The organism is Lentzea sp. HUAS TT2 (assembly GCF_051853195.1).
GTDB lineage: Bacteria > Actinomycetota > Actinomycetes > Mycobacteriales > Pseudonocardiaceae > Lentzea.
In genome coordinates this window covers 8,567,118-8,585,644 of the sequence record NZ_CP196667.1, presented here as the reverse complement: position 1 = coordinate 8,585,644, position 18,527 = coordinate 8,567,118, and the positions used below count along the sequence as shown (strand labels likewise).

17 protein-coding genes and 1 pseudogene are annotated in these 18,527 nt (G+C 70.1%); 14 read left to right on the top strand and 4 right to left on the bottom strand.

The features are described from left to right. Positions 1–27 precede the first annotated feature (27 nt). A complete protein-coding gene (locus tag ACSHWB_RS40640) occupies positions 28–219 on the top strand; it encodes a DUF1905 domain-containing protein (RefSeq protein ID WP_439658638.1) in 192 nt (63 codons plus the stop codon). 10 nt (positions 220–229) lie between these two features. Further along, positions 230–373, top strand: a pseudogene (locus tag ACSHWB_RS40635) (YdeI/OmpD-associated family protein); the annotation flags it as partial. Positions 374–424: 51 nt separating this feature from the next. Here ACSHWB_RS40635 and rph read toward each other — a convergent pair. The 3 genes from rph to ACSHWB_RS40620 all read right to left on the bottom strand — a co-directional run bounded on the left by rph (position 425) and on the right by ACSHWB_RS40620 (position 5,635). Continuing rightward, positions 425–2,932, bottom strand: coding sequence for a rifamycin-inactivating phosphotransferase (gene rph, locus ACSHWB_RS40630; protein WP_439658637.1), 2,508 nt, complete (start codon positions 2,930–2,932; stop codon positions 425–427). A 502-nt stretch (positions 2,933–3,434) separates the two neighbouring features. Beyond that, the gene (locus tag ACSHWB_RS40625) at positions 3,435–3,734 is read right to left on the bottom strand and encodes a putative quinol monooxygenase (RefSeq protein ID WP_439658636.1); all 300 of its coding nucleotides are present in this window, start codon (positions 3,732–3,734) and stop codon (positions 3,435–3,437) included. An 896-nt stretch (positions 3,735–4,630) separates the two neighbouring features. Continuing rightward, on the bottom strand, positions 4,631–5,635 hold the full coding sequence (locus tag ACSHWB_RS40620) for a S1 family peptidase (RefSeq protein ID WP_439658635.1): 1,005 nt from the start codon (positions 5,633–5,635) through the stop codon (positions 4,631–4,633). Positions 5,636–5,908: 273 nt separating this feature from the next. Here ACSHWB_RS40620 and ACSHWB_RS40615 point away from each other — a divergent pair, with 273 nt between their 5' ends. The 10 genes from ACSHWB_RS40615 to ACSHWB_RS40570 all read left to right on the top strand — a co-directional run bounded on the left by ACSHWB_RS40615 (position 5,909) and on the right by ACSHWB_RS40570 (position 16,456). Then, complete coding sequence (locus ACSHWB_RS40615; RefSeq protein WP_439658634.1) at positions 5,909–6,958, top strand: lysyl oxidase family protein; 1,050 nt, start codon at positions 5,909–5,911, stop codon at positions 6,956–6,958. 53 nt (positions 6,959–7,011) lie between these two features. After that, entirely contained in the window at positions 7,012–8,112 is a 1,101-nt protein-coding gene (locus ACSHWB_RS40610) for a DUF5937 family protein (protein ID WP_439658633.1), read from the top strand. A 93-nt stretch (positions 8,113–8,205) separates the two neighbouring features. After that, entirely contained in the window at positions 8,206–9,753 is a 1,548-nt protein-coding gene (locus ACSHWB_RS40605) for an ABC transporter substrate-binding protein (RefSeq protein WP_439658632.1), read from the top strand. Positions 9,754–9,773: 20 nt separating this feature from the next. After that, a complete protein-coding gene (locus ACSHWB_RS40600; RefSeq protein ID WP_439658631.1) occupies positions 9,774–10,604 on the top strand; it encodes an ABC transporter permease in 831 nt (276 codons plus the stop codon). 7 nt (positions 10,605–10,611) lie between these two features. Next, positions 10,612–11,553: an ABC transporter permease gene (locus ACSHWB_RS40595; RefSeq protein WP_439658630.1), complete on the top strand. Its 942-nt coding sequence runs from the start codon at positions 10,612–10,614 to the stop codon at positions 11,551–11,553. A 9-nt stretch (positions 11,554–11,562) separates the two neighbouring features. Further along, positions 11,563–12,420 carry an ABC transporter ATP-binding protein gene (locus ACSHWB_RS40590; protein WP_439658629.1) on the top strand — a complete coding sequence of 286 codons (858 nt, stop codon included), beginning with the start codon at positions 11,563–11,565 and terminating at the stop codon, positions 12,418–12,420. Beyond that, positions 12,420–13,196, top strand: a complete 777-nt coding sequence (locus ACSHWB_RS40585; protein WP_439658628.1) for an ATP-binding cassette domain-containing protein — start codon at positions 12,420–12,422, stop codon at positions 13,194–13,196. Before ACSHWB_RS40590 ends, ACSHWB_RS40585 begins: the two co-directional genes overlap by 1 nt. 22 nt (positions 13,197–13,218) lie before the next feature. Beyond that, positions 13,219–14,544: an alpha/beta hydrolase domain-containing protein gene (locus ACSHWB_RS40580; RefSeq protein WP_439658627.1), complete on the top strand. Its 1,326-nt coding sequence runs from the start codon at positions 13,219–13,221 to the stop codon at positions 14,542–14,544. Positions 14,545–14,676: 132 nt separating this feature from the next. Further along, the gene (locus tag ACSHWB_RS40575) at positions 14,677–15,507 is read left to right on the top strand and encodes a hypothetical protein (protein ID WP_439658626.1); all 831 of its coding nucleotides are present in this window, start codon (positions 14,677–14,679) and stop codon (positions 15,505–15,507) included. Between the two features lie 52 nt (positions 15,508–15,559). Beyond that, a complete protein-coding gene (locus tag ACSHWB_RS40570) occupies positions 15,560–16,456 on the top strand; it encodes an oxidoreductase (RefSeq protein ID WP_439658625.1) in 897 nt (298 codons plus the stop codon). A 4-nt stretch (positions 16,457–16,460) separates the two neighbouring features. Here ACSHWB_RS40570 and ACSHWB_RS40565 read toward each other — a convergent pair whose 3' ends face one another. Next, complete coding sequence (locus tag ACSHWB_RS40565) at positions 16,461–17,234, bottom strand: maleylpyruvate isomerase family mycothiol-dependent enzyme (protein WP_439658624.1); 774 nt, start codon at positions 17,232–17,234, stop codon at positions 16,461–16,463. Positions 17,235–17,366: 132 nt separating this feature from the next. Here ACSHWB_RS40565 and ACSHWB_RS40560 point away from each other — a divergent pair, with 132 nt between their 5' ends. Beyond that, positions 17,367–17,855, top strand: coding sequence for a hypothetical protein (locus ACSHWB_RS40560; RefSeq protein ID WP_439658623.1), 489 nt, complete (start codon positions 17,367–17,369; stop codon positions 17,853–17,855). Positions 17,856–17,869: 14 nt separating this feature from the next. Next, a complete protein-coding gene (locus ACSHWB_RS40555; RefSeq protein WP_439658622.1) occupies positions 17,870–18,478 on the top strand; it encodes a hypothetical protein in 609 nt (202 codons plus the stop codon). Positions 18,479–18,527: the final 49 nt, after the last annotated feature.

Sequence of the window (18,527 nt, the reverse complement as noted above, 5' to 3'; positions counted from 1 at the left end):
ACAGTCGCTCTCCCGGAGGACGGATCCTTGACGCGCCACTCCTTCACGACGCTGGTGGAGCTCAACGGCAAGACCGCGACCGGGCAGGGCAGGAAGCCCAGGGTGCTGGTGACCATCGGCCCGCGCACCTACCGCAGCACGGTGGCGGTCTACGACGGCGACTTCATGCTGCCGCTGAGCGCCGCCAACCGGGAGGCCGCGGGGGGTCGGCGCCGGTGAGACCGTCGAGGTGACGCTGGAGCCGGACCTGGCGGAACGCGTCGTCGAACTGCCGGAGGACCTCGCCGCGGCACTGGACCGGTACGCCGTCCGCGCCGCGTTCAGCGCGCTCTCGTACAGCAACCAGCGGCAGCGGGCCGAGGCGGTGGCGGCGGCGAAACAACCCGAGACGCGTGCCCGGCGGATCGAGAAGATCATCGCCGAGCTAGCTGGTGGGAAGGATCTCGACGAACCCGTCGGTCCCGTTCACCCGGATCCGCTGACCGTCCTGGATCGTCCGGGTAGCCTGGGCGACGCCGACGACCGCCGGCAGGCCGTACTCCCGCGCGATCACGGCGCCGTGCGTCATCATGCCGCCGACCTCCGTCACCAGGCCCGAGATCGCCACGAACAGCGGTGACCAGCTCGGGTCGGTGTAGGCGGTGACGAGGACGTCGCCCGGCTCCAGGTCGGCGTCCGCCACGTTCAAGACGACCCGTGCCCGGCCTTCGACGGTCCCGCCGGAGACGGCCAGGCCGGACAGCGCACCGTCCGGCAGGTCGTCGCGCCGGTAGCTGCCGTTGATGGCCTCGCCGTCGGAGGTGAGCACGCGCGGGGGAGTGAGCACCTCGTAGGTCTTGAAGGCTTCCCTGCGCTCGCGGATGGCCTCGCCGTAGCTCTGGCCGGTTCGGGTCAGCTCGTGAAGTTCTTGCAGCGTGAGGAAGTAGGCGTCCTCTTCGGACTCGAGCAGGCCGGCGGCGGCGAGGCGTCCGGCTTCCTCCAGCAACGCCTGCTTGTGGACGAGGTAGCGGCTGATCATCCCGTACTTCGGGTACTCGCGGTAGCCGATGAACGTGCGCACGCGGTCGATCATCCGCTTGGTGTCGGCGGCCTTCTGCTCGCCGCCGGGCAGGAGGAGCAGGCGTTCCAGGACCTCCTGCTCCTTCTTCCACGCCTCCTGCCTGCCCTGTTCGAAGCGGTGCGCGGCGGCGCCCTGCTCGAAGTTCCTGACGTTCGTGAGGATCATCGGCAGGAGTGCCGCCGGGCGTTCGCTCCAGCGCGTCCTGGTGATGTCGATCTCGCCGACGCAGCGCATGCCGTACTTGCCGAGGTAGTGCTGGATGGCGTCGTAAGCCTCCTGCCCGCCCGCCAGCCCCGGCAGGTGGTCCAGGAAGTCGTCCCCGGCGTTCTGCAGGAACGCGACGACCTCGGGGTGCGGGCGGATCGCGTCCGCGACGTCGAGCAGCGCCAGGCCCATCTCGGACGTGACGTTGTGCGGCGCGGACAGCGTCAGGGTGTCGGCGGCGTTCTTCTCGCCGAGCCAGTCGAGCAGGTTCTCGTTGAGCCACCACGTCGCCTGCATCCCGGCCATGATCACCTGGTTGCTGCGCGGGTCGAACAGGATCCGGCGCAGCTCGCCGAAGTCCGCGAGCACGAACTCGACCAGGTCCGGTCCGGACTTCCCCTGGATCTCGCGCTTGAGCACGGCAACGGACGCCTCGGCGTTGCCGATCAGCTCGGTGACGAGGTCCGGGTCCGTGTCGATCTCGGCAGGGACGGTGCCGGGGAACGGCGGTCCCGCGCCCTCGCCCTCCGGCAGGAAACCCTTGCGGGCCAAGACGGTGCGCAGTGCGTCGCCCATCAGCGGATCGGCCTTGTCGGCGACGTCCAGGAACGCGGCGCTGCCCTGGGGCGTGGCGAGGATCCCGGTGACGTCGACGAAGAGGCGCCCCGCCGCCACGGCCATCGGCCTGGGTGTCGTGAGCTGCCAGACGGACAGGCCCAGCGGCTTCATCGCGTCGGTCATCATCTGCTGATGGCCGACCGAGACGTAGACGTGGTTGTCGTCGTCCGCGGTCTCGGGCACCGGGAACAGCGTCGTGATCGGCCTGCTCTGGACGAACTGGAACCCGCCTGCGGCCAGGCACCACTCGATGTCCTGCGGCCTGCCGAAGTGCTCCTCGATCCGCCGGCCGAGCCGCGTCAGGTGGACCGCCTGCTCGTCCGTGAGCACCGGTTGCCCGGTGGCGACCGTCTTCTCGATGATCTCGTCGTCGAGCACGCGGTACATGTCGGCGTTCACCAGACCGGACACGAAAGCCTCGCCGAGCCCGGGAACGGCCTCGACGCAGGAGATCCGGCGGCTGGACGTGACGGGGTCGGCGGTGAAGAGGACACCGGCCGAGTCCGCGGGGACCATCCGCTGCACGACGACGGCCATCCGCACCGCGCGGTGGTCGAAACCGTTGCGCAGCCGGTAGGTCACGGCGCGCTCGGTGAACAGCGAGGCCCAGCAGCGGCTGACGTGCCGCAAGATCTCCGCCGTCCCCACGACGTTGAGGTAGGAGTCCTGCTGGCCCGCGAACGACGCGGTCGGCAGGTCCTCCGCGGTGGCGCTCGACCGGACCGCGCAGGGAGTTTCTTCGCCGAGCAGGTGGAGTGCGTCCGTGATCGCCGCCGCCACGTCGTCGGGAACGCCCAGGCGCTCGATCTCCTCGCGCACCTCGGCACTCCGCGCGGCGATCTCCTTCTGGTCCGTCGCGAGGTCCAGCCGTTCGCCGAGCGACGGTGCGTCTCGCAGGACCCGGTCGAACGCCTCGGTCGTCACGCAGAAGCCGGGAGGCACCTGGACACCCTCGATTCGCGAAAGCTCTCCCAGGTGCGCTCCCTTGCCACCGCAGAGCGAAACCCGCGTGTCGTCGATTTCACCGAGACCGAGCACATAGCCGCTCATCCGGTCACTTCCCCCAATTCATCGCCCGCACCCGCGCAAGTTTTGCGTCAGGCGGGAGATTGTGCGCGACGAACTGGGTCTTGCCGCAAGCCCATGGGTGCGCTATATGTTGAAGTGGGAGAGGAGACCTCCCCACTTTGCGCCCCCGGTGTCGCGTGGCGTTGGTTTTCTCTCGATTACATCGGCACCTTCCTGCTGCCAACTCGTCCACGGCGACGACCCACGGGAAGTCGGCCGTCGCGAGCTTCGTTGTGCTGATGAGCGAAATCGGCGGTCTCGGGGCCGCCGCGCGCCACGACCTCCAGGTTTCGCCGGAAGCTGACCATCGCCATGCTTCTCGGGAGGTCGGGTCACCTGCACGCCGCGAACGGGTGCGTTGCCATGCCGGATCGCATCTGACGAGCCGAGGAGACGTAACGCTGGAGGACGATCGACGTCCGTCGACTGACCGGACAGCTGTGCGGGTGATCATGGCCCGGGGTTTCCCCGGGCCATCACCCTGCTACGACGGGATCTTGTGGGCGATGATGTCGATCTTCTCCACCTGCGGCTCCGAGAAGAGGACCCCGGTGTTGGGCCCGAGGGCCTGACCCACACCTCCGGCGAGGTGGGCGTCCCTGGCTTCGTCGTCGGGGAACACGTCGTACACGCCGAAGGTCGAAGGTCCGAACTGGATGGCGAACCACGCGACGGTGCCGGGCTCCTCCATGACGATCGCCCGCGCCTGGGTGAGGAACTCCGCGAGCTCGGCTTCCTTGCCCGGCAGTGCCTCGAGACGTACGAGAAGTGCTTTGGTCAACATGGTTCGGACTCCTTCGGTTGGGAGGTTCCCGGCTGGGGCGCGCGACCGTGGTTCTCAGGCGCACCGGTCGCCTGCATCCCGTGAACATGGGTGTGGTCGTCTTCGTCCACCTTGACCGTGGGGGACCGGATCGCCGCGGCGGAACGTGCACCAGCTGTGCACTCCGCAGAGGAACAGGTCATCGCGGCCGGGACGCCGGGCAGCACCCACCACACCTCGTCGGCGGCCCCGGGAAGGTCGAAGTCGTCCTCGATCGGCGCGTGTGCTCCGGGCCAGGGTGTCCCACGCCGCGATCCTGGACCGGCGCGGGCTTCACGTCGTGCATGAGGCACAGACACTCGTCGCCATGCCGCAGCCCCTCGTCCAGGAAGGGGAACAGCAGCGTTTCGCGCTCAGCGGGGCCTGAACAGAGGGCGCAGAAGCGGATTCCGGGGCTGCCCCGACTCCGGGATCCCGAGATTCGAACCGTTCACAGCGGCCTCCGTCAGCGGATCCGGGAGAAGGATCAGACGGTACGCCCATTGAGCGCAGGCTGCTTTCTCGACCTCGCGAGCACCTGCGGGTGGGCGGGCGACCGGCAGGTGCTCGCGAGGTCGAGTCGACGCCGGAGGCCCGCGAAGTGACCTCCAAGACCCGACGCCGGTACCGGCCGACCGCCACGGCGATCAGGCCGGTACCGAAGAGGTGGGAGAGGAGCGCACGACCCGGCACCACCTCGCGGGCATCGGGCGGCCCGGCTCGGCCTTGGCCGGTGTGCAGGCCATACCGATGGTGAACACCAGGCGGCACAAGCCGTTCACGATCGCCCGCAGCCGACACCGACGCTGCCGCAGCACGATTCGCCATGCCGCGTTCGGACAGTAACCCGACCGTGGAACGACCAACGACACGCGACGCTAGTAGACGACCACCCCGTAGGCCCTGAGCGCCTCGGTGACGGGCTGGTAGAACGAGCGGCCGCCGCTGGTGCAGTTCCCGCTCCCGCCGGACGTGAGGCCGAGCGCGGTGTTGCCGGCGAACAACGACCCGCCGCTGTCCCCTCCCTCGACGCACACCGTCGTCGCGATCATGCCGGTCACGGTCGTGCCGTCGACGTAGTTCACGGTGACGTTGAGGCCCGTGACCTCGCCCCGGTGGAACCCGGTGGTGCTGCCGCTGCGGCCGACCGTCTGCCCCACGACGGGGTCGCCCGCCCTGTCGATGCCGCGACGGGTGCCGTTGTAGAGGTTGACCTCGCCCGGCCGGTCGATGCCGGAGGTGTAGCGGAACAGCGCGTAGTCGTTGCCGGGGAAGCTGGTCCCCGTCCTGGACGCGATGACCTGCCCGCCCGAGGTGCTCCAGGTGGACGTGAGGTTGCCGCAGTGCCCGGCCGTCAGCAGGTACGCGGTGCTGGTACCGGGCGTCTTGACGTTGAAGCCGAGCGAACAGCGCACGCCGCCGCCGAGGATCGCGTCACCGCCCGCGATGGTGGCGCGGAAGGACCCGGCGACCTGCTCCAGCCGTGCGGTGCCGCCGAGACCCGCGACCACGGACTTCAGCTGTTCCAGCCGCGCGCCGGTCACCGTCGAGTCGGCGGACACGACGACCTGGTTGGTGGCCGGGTCGACGCCCCAGGACGTGCCGGGGATCTTCGCCTCGCGCTCCAGCACGCCGGTGCCGGCCTGCAACGCGGCGGCGCTGTGCGTGACGACCCGGGCCCGTGCGCCGGTCGCCTCCACCGTCCTGGCTGCGGCCTCGTCGGTCACGGTGACCACGAGCCGCCCGGCCTCGTCGAGGTAGGACCCCGCGGTGGTGGAGCCGAGCCGGGAGGCGAGAACACCGGCGAGCTGACCGGGCTCGGGAGCGGCCTGGGCGAGGGGAGCGTTGACGACGAAACTGGTCGTCAGAATCGCTATCGACATCAGCTTGAGGGTGGCGGTACAACGGCTCATCGATTCTCCTGGACTGTGCCACTGCAGGGGGCGGGCGGCTCGCCGGGTACGGAAAGACAGAGTGCTGGGCAGCGCGAATGTCGTCCAGGTGTCTAATATTATTTTTCAATTGAGATATCGGTTGATCGCCTGCGTGCGAACTTGGAAATAGTATTAGTCCGGCCGGGGAATCGTTCACTCGGCCGGGTACATCTGGCGCGAATGGGCCGGTGACGGCGATGTCCGGCCCTAACCTTGACCGCCGTGGGTTCCGGGAGAAGTTGGGGCGCGACGGGGTTGACGCTGGTGCTCACCCTCGCGTTGGTGCAGCAGGCTCAGGCGGAGGAGCGGCCACTGTTGCCTGATCTCCGCCAGGCACCGGTCGGATGCGCCGGTGGTTACGGCGGTGATCCCTCGCTGTGCCGCGACTGGGACGTCTGCCTGGTCGCCGATGCCCAGGCGCCCAACGGGGAGTGCGTGACGTCCGGCGAGATCCGGGCCGTCCGGATCCGGTTCACCACCGCGATGGACAACGTGGGCGAAGGCCCGTTGATGCTCCACGGCCGCCGGCCGAACCGGACCTCGGACGAGATGTCCGTGCGCCAGGCGTTCCAGACCCCGGGCGGCTCGATCCCCGGCACGTACGACGACGCCCGGCGCGCCACCGCCACCTCGATGTACTACGAGCCCACCCCGACACACCTGCACTGGCACCTCATGGGGTTCGCGCGGATGCAGCTGCGCACGCCGGGCGGCAAGACCGTGGTCGCCGACCGCAAGAACGGCTTCTGCCTGGGCGACCGCTACCGCAACGCCGACGCCTCCGCGCCACCCGACCCGGCCAGCCAGGAGGGACAGCTCGCCGAGCGGCTGAAGAAGAGCAACTGCGCCAGGAACGACCCGGACGCGCTGGAGGTGTTCGAGGGCATCTCGGTCGGCAGCGGCGACGACTACCGCAAGGGCGTCGACTTCCAGTGGCTCGACCTGACCAACGTCGTGTCCGGCACCTACGACCTGGTGAACACGGTCAACGCCGACCGCACGCTCGCGGAGTCCCGCTACGACAACAACTCCTCGTCGATCTCGATCTCGGTGCAGTGGCCTGGCGGGGCGAAGAGGCGGCCCGCGGTGATCACCGAGGCCCCCGCGGTCACGTTGCTGCAGAGCTGTCCTGGGCAGGAGCGGTGCTCGTCCCTGGTGCGGACGGGTGATCTGCTGCCACGCGGTCGCAGTGGGCCGATCCGGGAGCCCGCGCCGGGGCGGCCGGAGTGCACCACGGCCGAGCCGGGTTGCTGCTGTTGCGCCTGCCGCTGAGCCGGGTGTTCGCGGGATCCTGATCGGACGGTCGCGGCCTACACTCGTCCGTCATGTCCGTCCTCCTGCGACTGCACGGCGTGCGCCCGGCCGAGGTGTCGGCCCGGTGTTCGGCGACCGCCGAGCTCATGGCGTGCCTGCACGTGCTGGCGGAACCGGGCCACCACCCGGACCGGGGCACGTGGGTGCGCAGGGCGCTCGCCGACCTGCCGGGGCCGGCGGCGGCGGAGTGCGACGCGTTCGCCCCGCTGTGGGCGAGGTTCCGCACCCGGCTGATGTTGCCGCTCACGCCGGAGGGCTCTGGAGACCTGGAGGCCGAGCTCGCCCAGATCGCGGAGCTCGACCTCGGCGTGTTCATCCAGATGGCCGGGATGGCGATCTTCGGGCTCCGGCAGAACTTCGGCTGGCCGCTGGACGACGCCGCCAGTGCGCAGGAGTTCGTCCGTGCCTGCGGGGAACGGTCCACGCGGCGTGGTGTGCTGGCCGGTGAGCTCGTGGCGGATCCGGAGAGGTTCCGCGGCCGGCTGCTCGGGCTGCTGCACGTGACGTCGGAGACGTTCTTCGGGGTGCTGTGGCGCCGGCTGCGGCCCGCGCTCGAACGGTCGGCCGAGCGGGTCGGGGCGTCGTTGCGCACGGAGCCGTTGCCGCTGGTCGTGGGCTCGCTCTCGCCCAACGCCGTCATCGACGTCGCCGAGCACACCGTCGAGTTCAGCAAGCTCCAGCAGGCGGCCGTGACGGTGCGGGGACGCGGGCTGGTGCTCGTGCCCTCCCACTTCGGGCAACCACACCTGCTGGTGAAGGACGAGAAGCTCAAGAACTGGCCGCAGCAGCCGCCGGTCGTCGTGCAGTACCCGGCCGAGCAGCACGGGCCGCGCGGAGCGGACACCCTCGACAAGATCCGGGAGCGGATGCTCGTGCTCACCGACGCGGGCAGGCTCGAGATCTGCCGGCACCTGATCAACGAGCAGTGCACCACCACCGAGCTCGCCTGGCGGACGGGGATGACGCAGCCGCAGGTGTCCCGTCACCTGCGGCGCCTGCGCGAGGTCGGGCTGGTCGTCTCGGCACGGCACGGCCGCACCGTCCAGCACCGCATCCAGACCAGCAGGCTCTACGGCATCGGCTACGACCTGGTGTCCGGCATCGTCGGCTGACGATTACCGCACCCCCGGTAACTCACGGCTCCCCGGCGCGGGGACGGACGCATACTTGGCGCCACTCGCCGCCCGACGTCCCCAGGAGTGCCGATGAAGACGCTTCGCCTGCTGTTCGCCACGGTGCTCGTGGTGTCCACAGTGGCCGGATGTGCCGCGAAGGCCACTGTGGACACCACGACCCCTCGTCGCGGCGGGGAACTCGTGATCGCGAGCATGCCCACCGCGCTGGACCCCGTGTACTCGACGCTGCGGAGCAACTGGCTGGCCGCCGCGACGATGTGCGAGGGGCTCTGGGAGAACGACGCCCGCATGGTCGTGCACAACGGTCTGGCCCAGGACTACGAGTACGACGGCGCCACCACCTACACGGTCCGTCTGCGCGGGGGAGTCACGTTCCACGACGGCCAGCCGTTGCGCGCCGAGGACGTCGTCGCCTCACTGCGGCGCTACGCGGGCAGTAGCCCCGGCGCGACCTTCGGCAAGATCCTCGACTCGGTCTCCGCCTCCGGCGACCTGACCGTCGTCATCAAGCTCAAGCAGCCCAGCTCCGCCGTTCCCGCGCTGCTGTCCACTCCGGACACCGCCGCCTACGTCATGCCCGCACGCCTCGTGGCGGACGTGCCGCCGAACAAGCCGTTGCCGCGCATCGTCTGCACGGGCCCGTACCAGCTGCGTGACTTCGTTCCCGACCGCCAGGTGATCCTCGACCGCTTCGAGGGCTACCAGCCCCGTGCCGAACCGCCGGACGGCGCCAGCGGAGCGAAGACCGCCTACGCCGACCGCGTCAAGTTCGTGCCCTACAACGAGTCCAACGTCCTGAACCAGCTCAGGACCGACGCCGTGGACATCGCGCCGTCCGGTCCGTTGATGGACCAGCTGCCGAGCTACCGGCGCGACGACAAGCTGAACCCGGTCGTCGTGCCGGGCGGCCAGTTCCGGCTCGTGCAGTTCAACCTCAAACAGGGGCCCGCGACGAACCTCGCGTTGCGCCAGGCGGTTCAGCGCGCGCTCGACCCGAAGCAGATCGCCCTGCAGAGCCTCGGCTCCACCGAGAACTTCATCGACGACTCCGGCATGTTCCTGGACACCTCCCCGTGGCATTCGACCACGGGAAGCCAGGTCTACCGGGCCGCCCCGGACGTCGAGGGTGCGCGGAAGGCGCTGGCCGAGGCGGGGTACGACGGCACGCCGTTGCGGGTGCTCTACCGGCCGAGCCGCGACCCGCACGCCGAACTGGTCCGCCAGCAGCTCGCCGCGGCCGGGATCACCGTCGCACTCCAGGCCACCGACGAGACCAGCTTCACCTCGCGGCGTGCCGACCCCGCGCAGTGGGACATGTTCCTCGCCACCGGCACCAGCTACTCCGACCCGTTGACCGTGGTGTTCTTCAGCTCCGGCTTCCCCGGCTGGTGGAACACCCCTGCCAAGAACGCGCTCATGAACCGCGTCCTCACCGGCGCCGACGACGCCGCCCGGCAGGCCGCGTGGACCGAGCTGCAGGAGCTCGTCTGGACCGACCTCCCGTTCGTGAAGCTCGGTTTCGAGGGGAACCTCGCCGTCACCAGCACGCGCATCGGCGGGTTCACGCCGGCGCTCGGCACGGTCCGCGGCTTCTACAACGTCTGGCTCGGTCGTTAGCTCTCATCCGAAGGAACCCCATGCTGCGACAACGTTTCCGAGACCTGATGCGCGACCGGACCGCGATGGCGGGCGCGGCGCTGCTCGGGCTGATCGTGGTACTCGCCGTGCTCGCCCCGCTGCTCGGCGGCGACCCCTACCTCGTCGATCCCACCAGCACGTTGCGCCCGCCCAGCGCGAGCCACTGGTTCGGCACCGACGAGAAGGGCAGGGACCTCTGGACGATGGTGGTCCACGGAGCCCGCACGTCCCTGGGCATCGGCGCCGTCACCACCGTGCTCGCCGTCCTCACCGGCTACGTGCTGGGGGTGCTGTGCGGGTACTTCCGCTGGGTCGACGCCGTGGTGATGCGGGTGGTGGACGGCCTGATGTCGTTCCCCTCGATCGTGCTGGTGATCAGCCTGGTCGGGGTGCTCGGTGACGGCGTCGCCACGATGATCACCGGCTTGACGGTGGTGCTGATCCCGATGGTGACCCGCGTCGTGCGCGGTGCGGCGCTGGCGGTGAAGGCGATGCCGATGGTGGAGTCGACGACCTCGCTGGGATCGCGGACGAGCTGGGTGCTGCTGCGCTACGTCGCACCGGAGGCGTTGTCGGTGACGATCGTGCAGGCGGCGCTGGCGTTCTCGGTGACGGTCCTGTCCGTGGCGGCGCTGAGCTTCCTCGGCATCGGGCTGCCCCCGGACGTGCCGAGCTGGGGCACCAGCCTGTCCGCGGCCCAGCAGTACTTCTACTCGGCCTGGTGGATCGGGGTGTTCCCGGGCCTCGCGATCGTGCTGACCGTGCTCGGGCTCGTGCTGCTCGGCGACGGCCTCCGCGACGTGTTCGACCCCCGGTCGGCGAGGAAGTGAGAACCCCGTGACCAACTACCTGCTCAAACGCCTCGGTGCGCTGCTGCCCACCGTCGCCGTCCCGATGGTGCTCCTGTTCGTCATGCTGCGACTGGCCCCCGGCGACCCGGCCGCGGCCATCGCGGGTGACTCGGCGACCTCGGAGGAGATCGCCGAGGTCCGCACCAGGCTCGGGCTGGACGCCTCGCTCTGGGAGCAGTTCCTCACCTGGCTCGGCAGGGTCGTGCGGCTCGACTTCGGGAGCTCGCTGTTCTCGGACCAGGCGGTCTCGGGCCTCGTGTTCGAGCACGCGCTGGTCACGGTGCAGCTCACCGTTCTCGCGCTCGCCGTGGCCGTGCTGATCGGTCCTGCGCTCGGCATCGCGGCGGGGACCCGCAGGCACGGTCTCCTGGACCGGGTGCTGGTCTTCGGCTCGTCGATCGGCATCGCCCTGCCGAGCTTCTGGCTCGCCGTCCTGCTGATCGCGGTGCTCGGGGTGGTGTGGCGGGTCTTCCCGGTGGCGGGGTACGTGCCGTTCACCGAGGACCCCGTGCTGTTCCTGCACCACCTGGCGTTGCCGGCGATCTCGCTGGGACTGCTGGAGGCGGCCACGCTGTTCCGCTACAGCCGGGCGGGAGTGCTGGACTCGCTGCACCAGCCGTTCGTGACGACCGCCCGGTCGATGGGACTGCCCGAACGCACCGTGATCCGCAAGTACGTCTTCCGCGCGGCCGTGGTGCCGATGGTGACCGTCGTCGGCCTCACCACCGGCTCGCTGATGGGCGGGGCCGTGGTCACCGAGTCGATCTTCTCGATCCCCGGACTGGGGCAGCTGCTGCTGACCGCGGTGCAACGCCGCGACTACCCGGTGATCGAGGGCTGCATCTTCTTCATCGCCGTGGTCTACGTCCTGCTCAACCTCGTGATCGACCTGCTCTATTCGCTGCTCGACCCGCGCATCCGCTACTGAGGAGCCGACGTGCACACCACAACAGAGCCAGTACTGCGCGTGTCCGGGCTCTCGGCGCGCATCGGAGACCTCCCGCTCGTCAAGGACGTCGGCTTCGAGGTCCGCAGTGGACGGACGCTCGCCGTCGTCGGCGAGTCCGGATCGGGCAAGAGCATCACCGCCGCCGCCGTGATGGGCATCCTGCCGCCCCAGATCAGGGCGGAGGGCTCGGTGTACTTCGACGGCACGGAACTGCTCGCAGAACCGGCGAGACGACGCCGCGCCCGTGGGGGAGCGGAGATCGGTTACGTGTTCCAGGAACCGATGAGCGCCCTGCACCCGTTGCTGCGCATAGGAACCCAGATGATCCGGCCGCTGCGTCACCACCTCGGCCTGAGCCGGGGGGAAGCCCGTGACCGCGCTCTGGAACTGCTGGAGCAGGTCGGACTGGGCGGAGAGCGGAAGGTGCTCGACGCGTACGTGCACGAGCTGTCCGGCGGCATGCGGCAACGCGTCATGATCGCCATGGCGATCTCGTGCGGTCCCCGGTTGCTGCTGGCCGACGAACCGACGACGGCGCTCGATCCCACCGTGCAGCAACAGATCCTGCGGTTGCTCGTGCGACTGCGCGAGGAGCTCGACCTGGCCCTCGTGCTGATCAGCCACGACCTCGGCCTGGTCGCCCGCTACAGCGACGAGGTGCTGGTGATGTACGACGGACGGGTCGTCGAGCAGGGCCCCACCGCGCAGGTCATCGAGCAGCCCGGACAGCCCTACACCCGTGCGCTGATCGACGCGGCGCCCCGGCTCGGCCGCCGCGTCGACCGGTTGCCGACGATCGACCGCGCGGTGCTGGACCAGACCCGGGCGATGGCGGGAGGCGCGTGATGGACGTGGTGCTGGACCTCGACGGTGTCGGCAAGGACTTCTCCGCCGGCCCGTTCTTCGCACGCCGCCGCACGGCCGCCGTAACCGAGGTGAGCCTCCAGGTGCACGCGGGCAGGACCGTCGGCCTGGTGGGGGAGTCGGGCAGCGGCAAGTCGACGCTCGGCCGCATGGCCGTCGGCCTGCTGACGCCGGACCGCGGCCGGGTGACCGTGCACGGGCAGCCGTTGTCCTCGTTGACACCGAAGAAGATGCGCCCGTTCCGGCGGACGATGCAGATGGTCTTCCAGGACTCGTCCAACTCGCTCAACCCCCGGATGACCCTGGAGGACCTGCTCGTCGAACCGTTCCGGGCGCAGGACCTGCACACCCGCGCCGAACGCCGGAACCGTGCCGCCGCACTCGCCGACGAGGTGGGGCTCGCCCGCACCGGACTGGGCAGGCTGCCGCACGAGTTCTCCGGTGGTCAGCGGCAGCGCATCTCCATCGCCAGGGCCCTCGCGCTCGAACCGGACCTCCTCGTCGCCGACGAACCCGTCTCCGCCCTCGACGTGTCCGTCCAGGCGCAGATCCTCAACCTGTTCAAGGACATCCAGCAGGCGCGGGGCTTCGCGATGCTGTTCGTCTCCCACGACATGGCGGTGGTCGAGTTCATCAGCGACCAGGTCGCCGTGATGCGGGCCGGGGCGCTCGTCGAGTTCGGCACCCGTGACGAGGTCTTCGACTCCCCGCGCGATCCGTACACCCGAACCCTGCTCGACGCCGCACCTTCCCTGTGACGGCCCAGAAGAAAGGACCTGCATGACCGTCAACGCGGCCATCGTGACCGGCCCGCACCCCGACGTCCCCGGCTCCCGCGCCGTCGTGCTGGAGCCGTACGGCACCGACCGGCTGGCGCGCTACGACTACGTCCAGGAGGAGTACCTCGTCTCCGGCACGGCCGCCGGAACCCCTTACGGCACCAGGATCCTGATTCGCCGCCCTGCCGACCCGGCCCGGTTCAGCGGCACCGTGATCGCCGAGGCGAGCCACATCTGGGGCGGCACCTCGGTGTGGCGCGCGATCAACCGGTTCGTCATGCGGGGCAACCACGTCTGGGTCGAGATCGACTCGCAGGCGCCCTCCGCGATGGGCCTGATCGCCGCAGCCGACCCGCATCGGTACCGCACCTTCACCTTTGCGGAAAGCCCGCTCTCCCAGCAGTTCGCCGCCACCATCCCGTTCTCGCCGGACGCGGACTACGACGACGTCGTGGCGGAGTACGACAGCTTCATGCGGCGGTGGTGGGACGCGACACCGCAGTCGCCCGAGATCCTGGCGCAGGTCTCCGCGGCGTTGCGCGAAGGCCTGCCCGGCAGCGGGATCCGGGCTCGCAAGGTCTACCTCGGCGGCATCTCGCAGACCGGTGGCGTCGTGCGCGAGTTCATCCGTCACCACCACGACCGGCTGCGGCTGCCCGGCGACGCGCCCGCGTTCGACGGCTACCTGCCAGGGGCGTCCGGCGGCCCCGCCCTGCCCGACGTGGACGTCCCGGTGATCGAGGTGCTGGGCGAGGCCGAGTTCCAGAGCGTCCGCCGCGGCTGCGGGGTCGGCGGGCAGGTGCGCGGGCTGAGCCACCGCCGCGCCGACAGCGCGAGCTTCCGCTTGTACGAGGTGGCCGGCATGGCCCACCGGGAGACCAGGGAGATGTCCGCCGCGGACCGCGAACGGCTCGCCGGGTGCCCGCTGCCGTCCGGTGCGCGGTGGAGCACCTTCCCGAACAGCCACGTCCACCACGCGTTGTGGCAGGCGTTGCTGGACTGGTCGGACATGGGTCGGGCGCCCGCTCCGAGCAAGGTGCTCGCCACCGAGGGGGACACCGACGAGATCGTGCGCGACGAGCACGGCAACGCGCTCGGCGGCTGGCGCACCACCTACGTGGACGTGCCCACGTCCACCCTGACCGCCGCGACCCCGCTCGGCCGTCCCAGCTGGTACCACGGCAACGAGATTCCCTTTGACGCCAGCACGTTCTCGCGGTTGTACGGCGACGTCGAGCGGTGGCAGCGGAAGGTCGCGGACCGGCTGGAGCAGTACCTGCACGAGCAGACCTATCTCCCCGTCGACGCCGAGGAGCTGAGGCGCTGATCGTCTCCGCCTCGCGGGATTACGTTTGGATCCGTAACGCATCGCCCGGCTCAGGCGATCCGTCTCACGGAGCGGTTCGGCGGTCCGCACCGGTATGGCCCCTCATTCCGGCGACAGCATCGGAGCCCTTGGATGACGACGGCGCAGGCTGAACAGACCTACAACGTGCAGAGCGGGACGTTCCGGATCGGCGGGGACCGAGCCCCCAAGACCGCGTTCTTCACCATCGACAAGACGGTGACCGGTCGCCCCGGCACACCGCCCAAGCGCGAGGTCGGCGCCCAGATCGAGATCGCGTTCACGCCGGCGCGCGGCGCCGTGGACAACGAGATCCAGACCATCAGCCTCGTGCAGATCGTGCACGACCACGTGCAGCTCGCCGCGATCATGGGCGGGGCGGTGGCCCCACGGCAGCACAACATCGGGTTCGGCACGTTCGCGGTGACGGGCGGCGCCCACGCGGGCTGGACCATCGACCAGGACGTCTTCGACAAGGCGGGCACGGTCAAGAACCGCGACCCCCGCTACTCCCAGAGCCGGTTGACGCCCGGCGACAAGATCAACGTCGAGGACCCGAAGAAGGGCGTCCAGCAGACCGACGTCAGTTACCCGGGATCCGGCGGCGGAAGGACCTCGCCCGGCTACTCCGTCGGCCGCGGGATCGACGGGGCCTTCAAGGGCGCCGCGCTGCTGCGCGACCAGCCGACGGTCACCTACGACCCGGCCGTCCACACCGTCGCCGGCGGCATGTCCTTCGAGATCGCCGCGCTGGCCGATCCCACCGCCCGCCGGCCCGCGCAGTGGCTGGGCTCGGTGACCTGGGGCTTCACCCTCGGCCCCGCGGGCCCGGTCCTGGTGCCGGTCACCCCTGTCGGCAACGGCCCGTCGGCCGCGTTCGTGGCCGCGGTGGCGCAGTGGAACGTCACCCTGGCCGGCGGCGCGAACATGCTGCAGCTGCCCTGATCCCTCGGCCGTGCCAGGCGCCTGCCCGGCACGGCCGCCTAAGCTGGCGATCATGACCAAGCACGGGTGGACCGCTGCCGACCTTCCCGACCTGACCGGTCGCACCGTCGTCGTGACCGGCGCGGCCAGCGGGGTGGGCCGCGGCACGGCCACCGCGTTCGCCGCGGCAGGAGCGCGCACGGTGCTCGCGGTGCGCGACGTGGCCGCCGGCGAGCGCGTCGCCGCCGCCATGTCCGGCACCACCGAGGTCCGCGAGCTGGACCTGGCGAACCTGGCGTCGGTGCGCGCGTTCGCCGAGGGCTGGCAGGGCGAGCTGGACGTCCTGGTCAACAACGCCGGCGTGGCGATGACCCCGCACGGTCACACGGCGGACGGGTTCGAGCTGCAGTTCGGCACCAACCACCTCGGCCACTTCGCACTGACCAACCTGCTGCTGCCGTCGATCACCGGCCGCGTCGTGACCGTGGCCTCCGGCGCGCACAGGGCGGGCGTGCTCGATCTCGACGACCTCGACTTCGCCCGCTCCGGCTACTCCCCGGTGAAGGGCTACGGCCGGTCCAAGCTGGCGAACCTGCTGTTCACCCTCGAACTGGAACGGCGCTGCCGCGAGGCCGGGTCGCCGGTGCGCGCGCTGTCGTCGCACCCCGGCTACTCGGCGACCAACCTGGGCACCAAGGGCCGCAACCCGCAGCTGGTCAAGATCGTGCACCTGGCCGGTCGCTACCTGGCGCAGACCGAGGCGCAGGGTGCGCTGCCGACGTTGTACGCGGCGACCCAGGACCTGCCGGGCGCCAGCTACGTGGGCCCGGACGGGCGGTTCGAGCTGCACGGTCACCCCGCGCTGGTCGGACGGTCGGCGGCGGCCAGCGACCCGGTGCTGGCGCGGCGGCTGTGGGACGCGTCCGAGAAGCTGACCGGGGTGACCTTCCCGTTGACCGCGCGGTCCTGAGCCGTCAGAAGCCGGGGAACACCCGACGCAGGTCGTCGAGCGTGACGCCGCCCTCGACGGTGACGCCATCGTCGAACGGTGCCTTGAGACGGCCGCTGATCAGACGGACGACCGCTTCCTGCGGCCCGTTGAACGTCGCGGAAGGTGCCTCGAGGTGGTCGACCACGGTGACCGCGTCGTCGATCACCAGACCGGCGCCGGGAATCGCGACGGACACGGGCTCCGCGAGCTCGGCCGGCTTGGTGAGAAAGCCCAGCAGGAAGCCCAGGGGCCCGCTCAGGAGGTCGACGAGCACCGCGGCCGACTCGGCGTCCACTCCGGCCCGCGGGTCGAAGGCGACGCGCACGTCCCACGAGTGGTTGGCCACCTCGTTGAGGCGCATGCCCACGGCGGTCAGCAGCGGCACCGGCTCCGGCAGGAAACCGAGGTCGACGGTCAGCGACGAACGCTGCTCGGGCGTGAGCGCCTCGACCACGTCGAGCAGGTGGGCGTTGTGCTCCAGGAAACCCTCGGCCTGCGCACGCGGCGTGGCCGCGTCCCAGCGGGCCCAGATCGCCTGGTTGTCCTCGGCCGTCACGGTCTCGCCGGCGGCCCTGGCGATCGGCGCACGCCCGATCTCCGCGCCGCTGCCGAGGTGCGACAGGGCCTGGGCGACGGTCCACTCCGCCGCGCCGCTGGTGAGGGCCAGCTGTTCGTCGGTGAGGGTGCGGACCAGACCGGCAAGCACGTCGTGCTCGGTGCGCAGGGCGGTGATCGTGCGGTCGACGAGTTGACTCATACCGTTCCCAACTCGCGGGGTCGCGCGTGTGTTCCGCTGATCAACCCCGCGTTGCCCCGGCTCCAGCGCACGCCTGATCAGAGCGCTCGCGCGTACCCTGCCAGGAGGAGGCGAGCCCTGGGGAGACGCCGGATGCGTGGACGTTATTGGCTGCTGCTGTCGTACGTCCTGCTGGCGATCGGGTTGTGGCTCTGGACGGACTACTGGCCGTGGCTGCTCTGGGCGTTCCCGATCGCGCTCGTCCTCACGTTCTTGCTCGTCGTGTCCGGGTACGGCAGCGAGTTCACGGTCCGGCGGCGGTGGCGCGAGATGCGGGAACTCGCAGAGCAGATCGGCGCACGCGACGGCGAACTGGTGTACGAGAGACGGCAACGGTGGGCGGTCATCGTCCGCCAAGCTTCGATGATCCTGCAGACCATCCGCCCCGGCACCGAGGCCGAGGTCCAGCGGGCCCTCGCCGGCAGAATCAGGGCCGCCGGCTTCGTGTCCAACTCCACCGGATACCTGTGGAGAGGGCGCGGCAAGATCGCGCTCACCACCACCTTCCGCACCGAGGATTCCCGCCGCGTGATCCCCGAGGGCCACGTCCTCACCGAGATATCCATGACTGAGACGAAGTAGCACTGCAACGACAGTTGGGCGATCGGGTGCCGAACCTCGACTTCTACGCCGTTGACGACGACTGGTCCGCAGTCCTCGAGACCGTCTTCGATCTCGGCATGTTCCGCGTCTTCGAGTCCAACTCAGAACCGGACCGCGAGCTGCGCGAGTTCCACGCCCCCGCGGAGATCCCGGGCGGCTATCAGGGACGAAGCCTGGAGCTGTTCGCCATCGGGTCAGGACCGGATCCCATCGCGAAGCGGATCGATTTCCTTCCAGGAGTGCATCCCGACGCCACCTTCCGGTACTGCTGCGAAGGCTGGGGGCTCATCCAGCTCCACCACGGCGCGCCGGTCGGGGCACAGGAGCTGCGGCGGAGCCACACGAACCACAACACGGAGAGGCGGGCCGCGGCGTGGTCCGCGACTTTGCCGCGACTCGGCGACCCTGCCGAGTGGAACTGGGCGACGGTCACGAGCGCCTCCGGCAGGCTCAACCGGGCCATTCGCCGGATGGCCGTGAGCAAGATCGGCTCGCATCCGGTGCTGCCGCACGCGGCGGGTTTCATCGCGCAGTCCGGCTTGCAGTACGAGTACGGCATGGGCATCCATGCCACTCCGGTTTATGGCATTGGCCGTCGGTGACGGTGCGGCACTTTTGCCGCTGTGCGCGTTGGTCGAGCGCGCTCATACC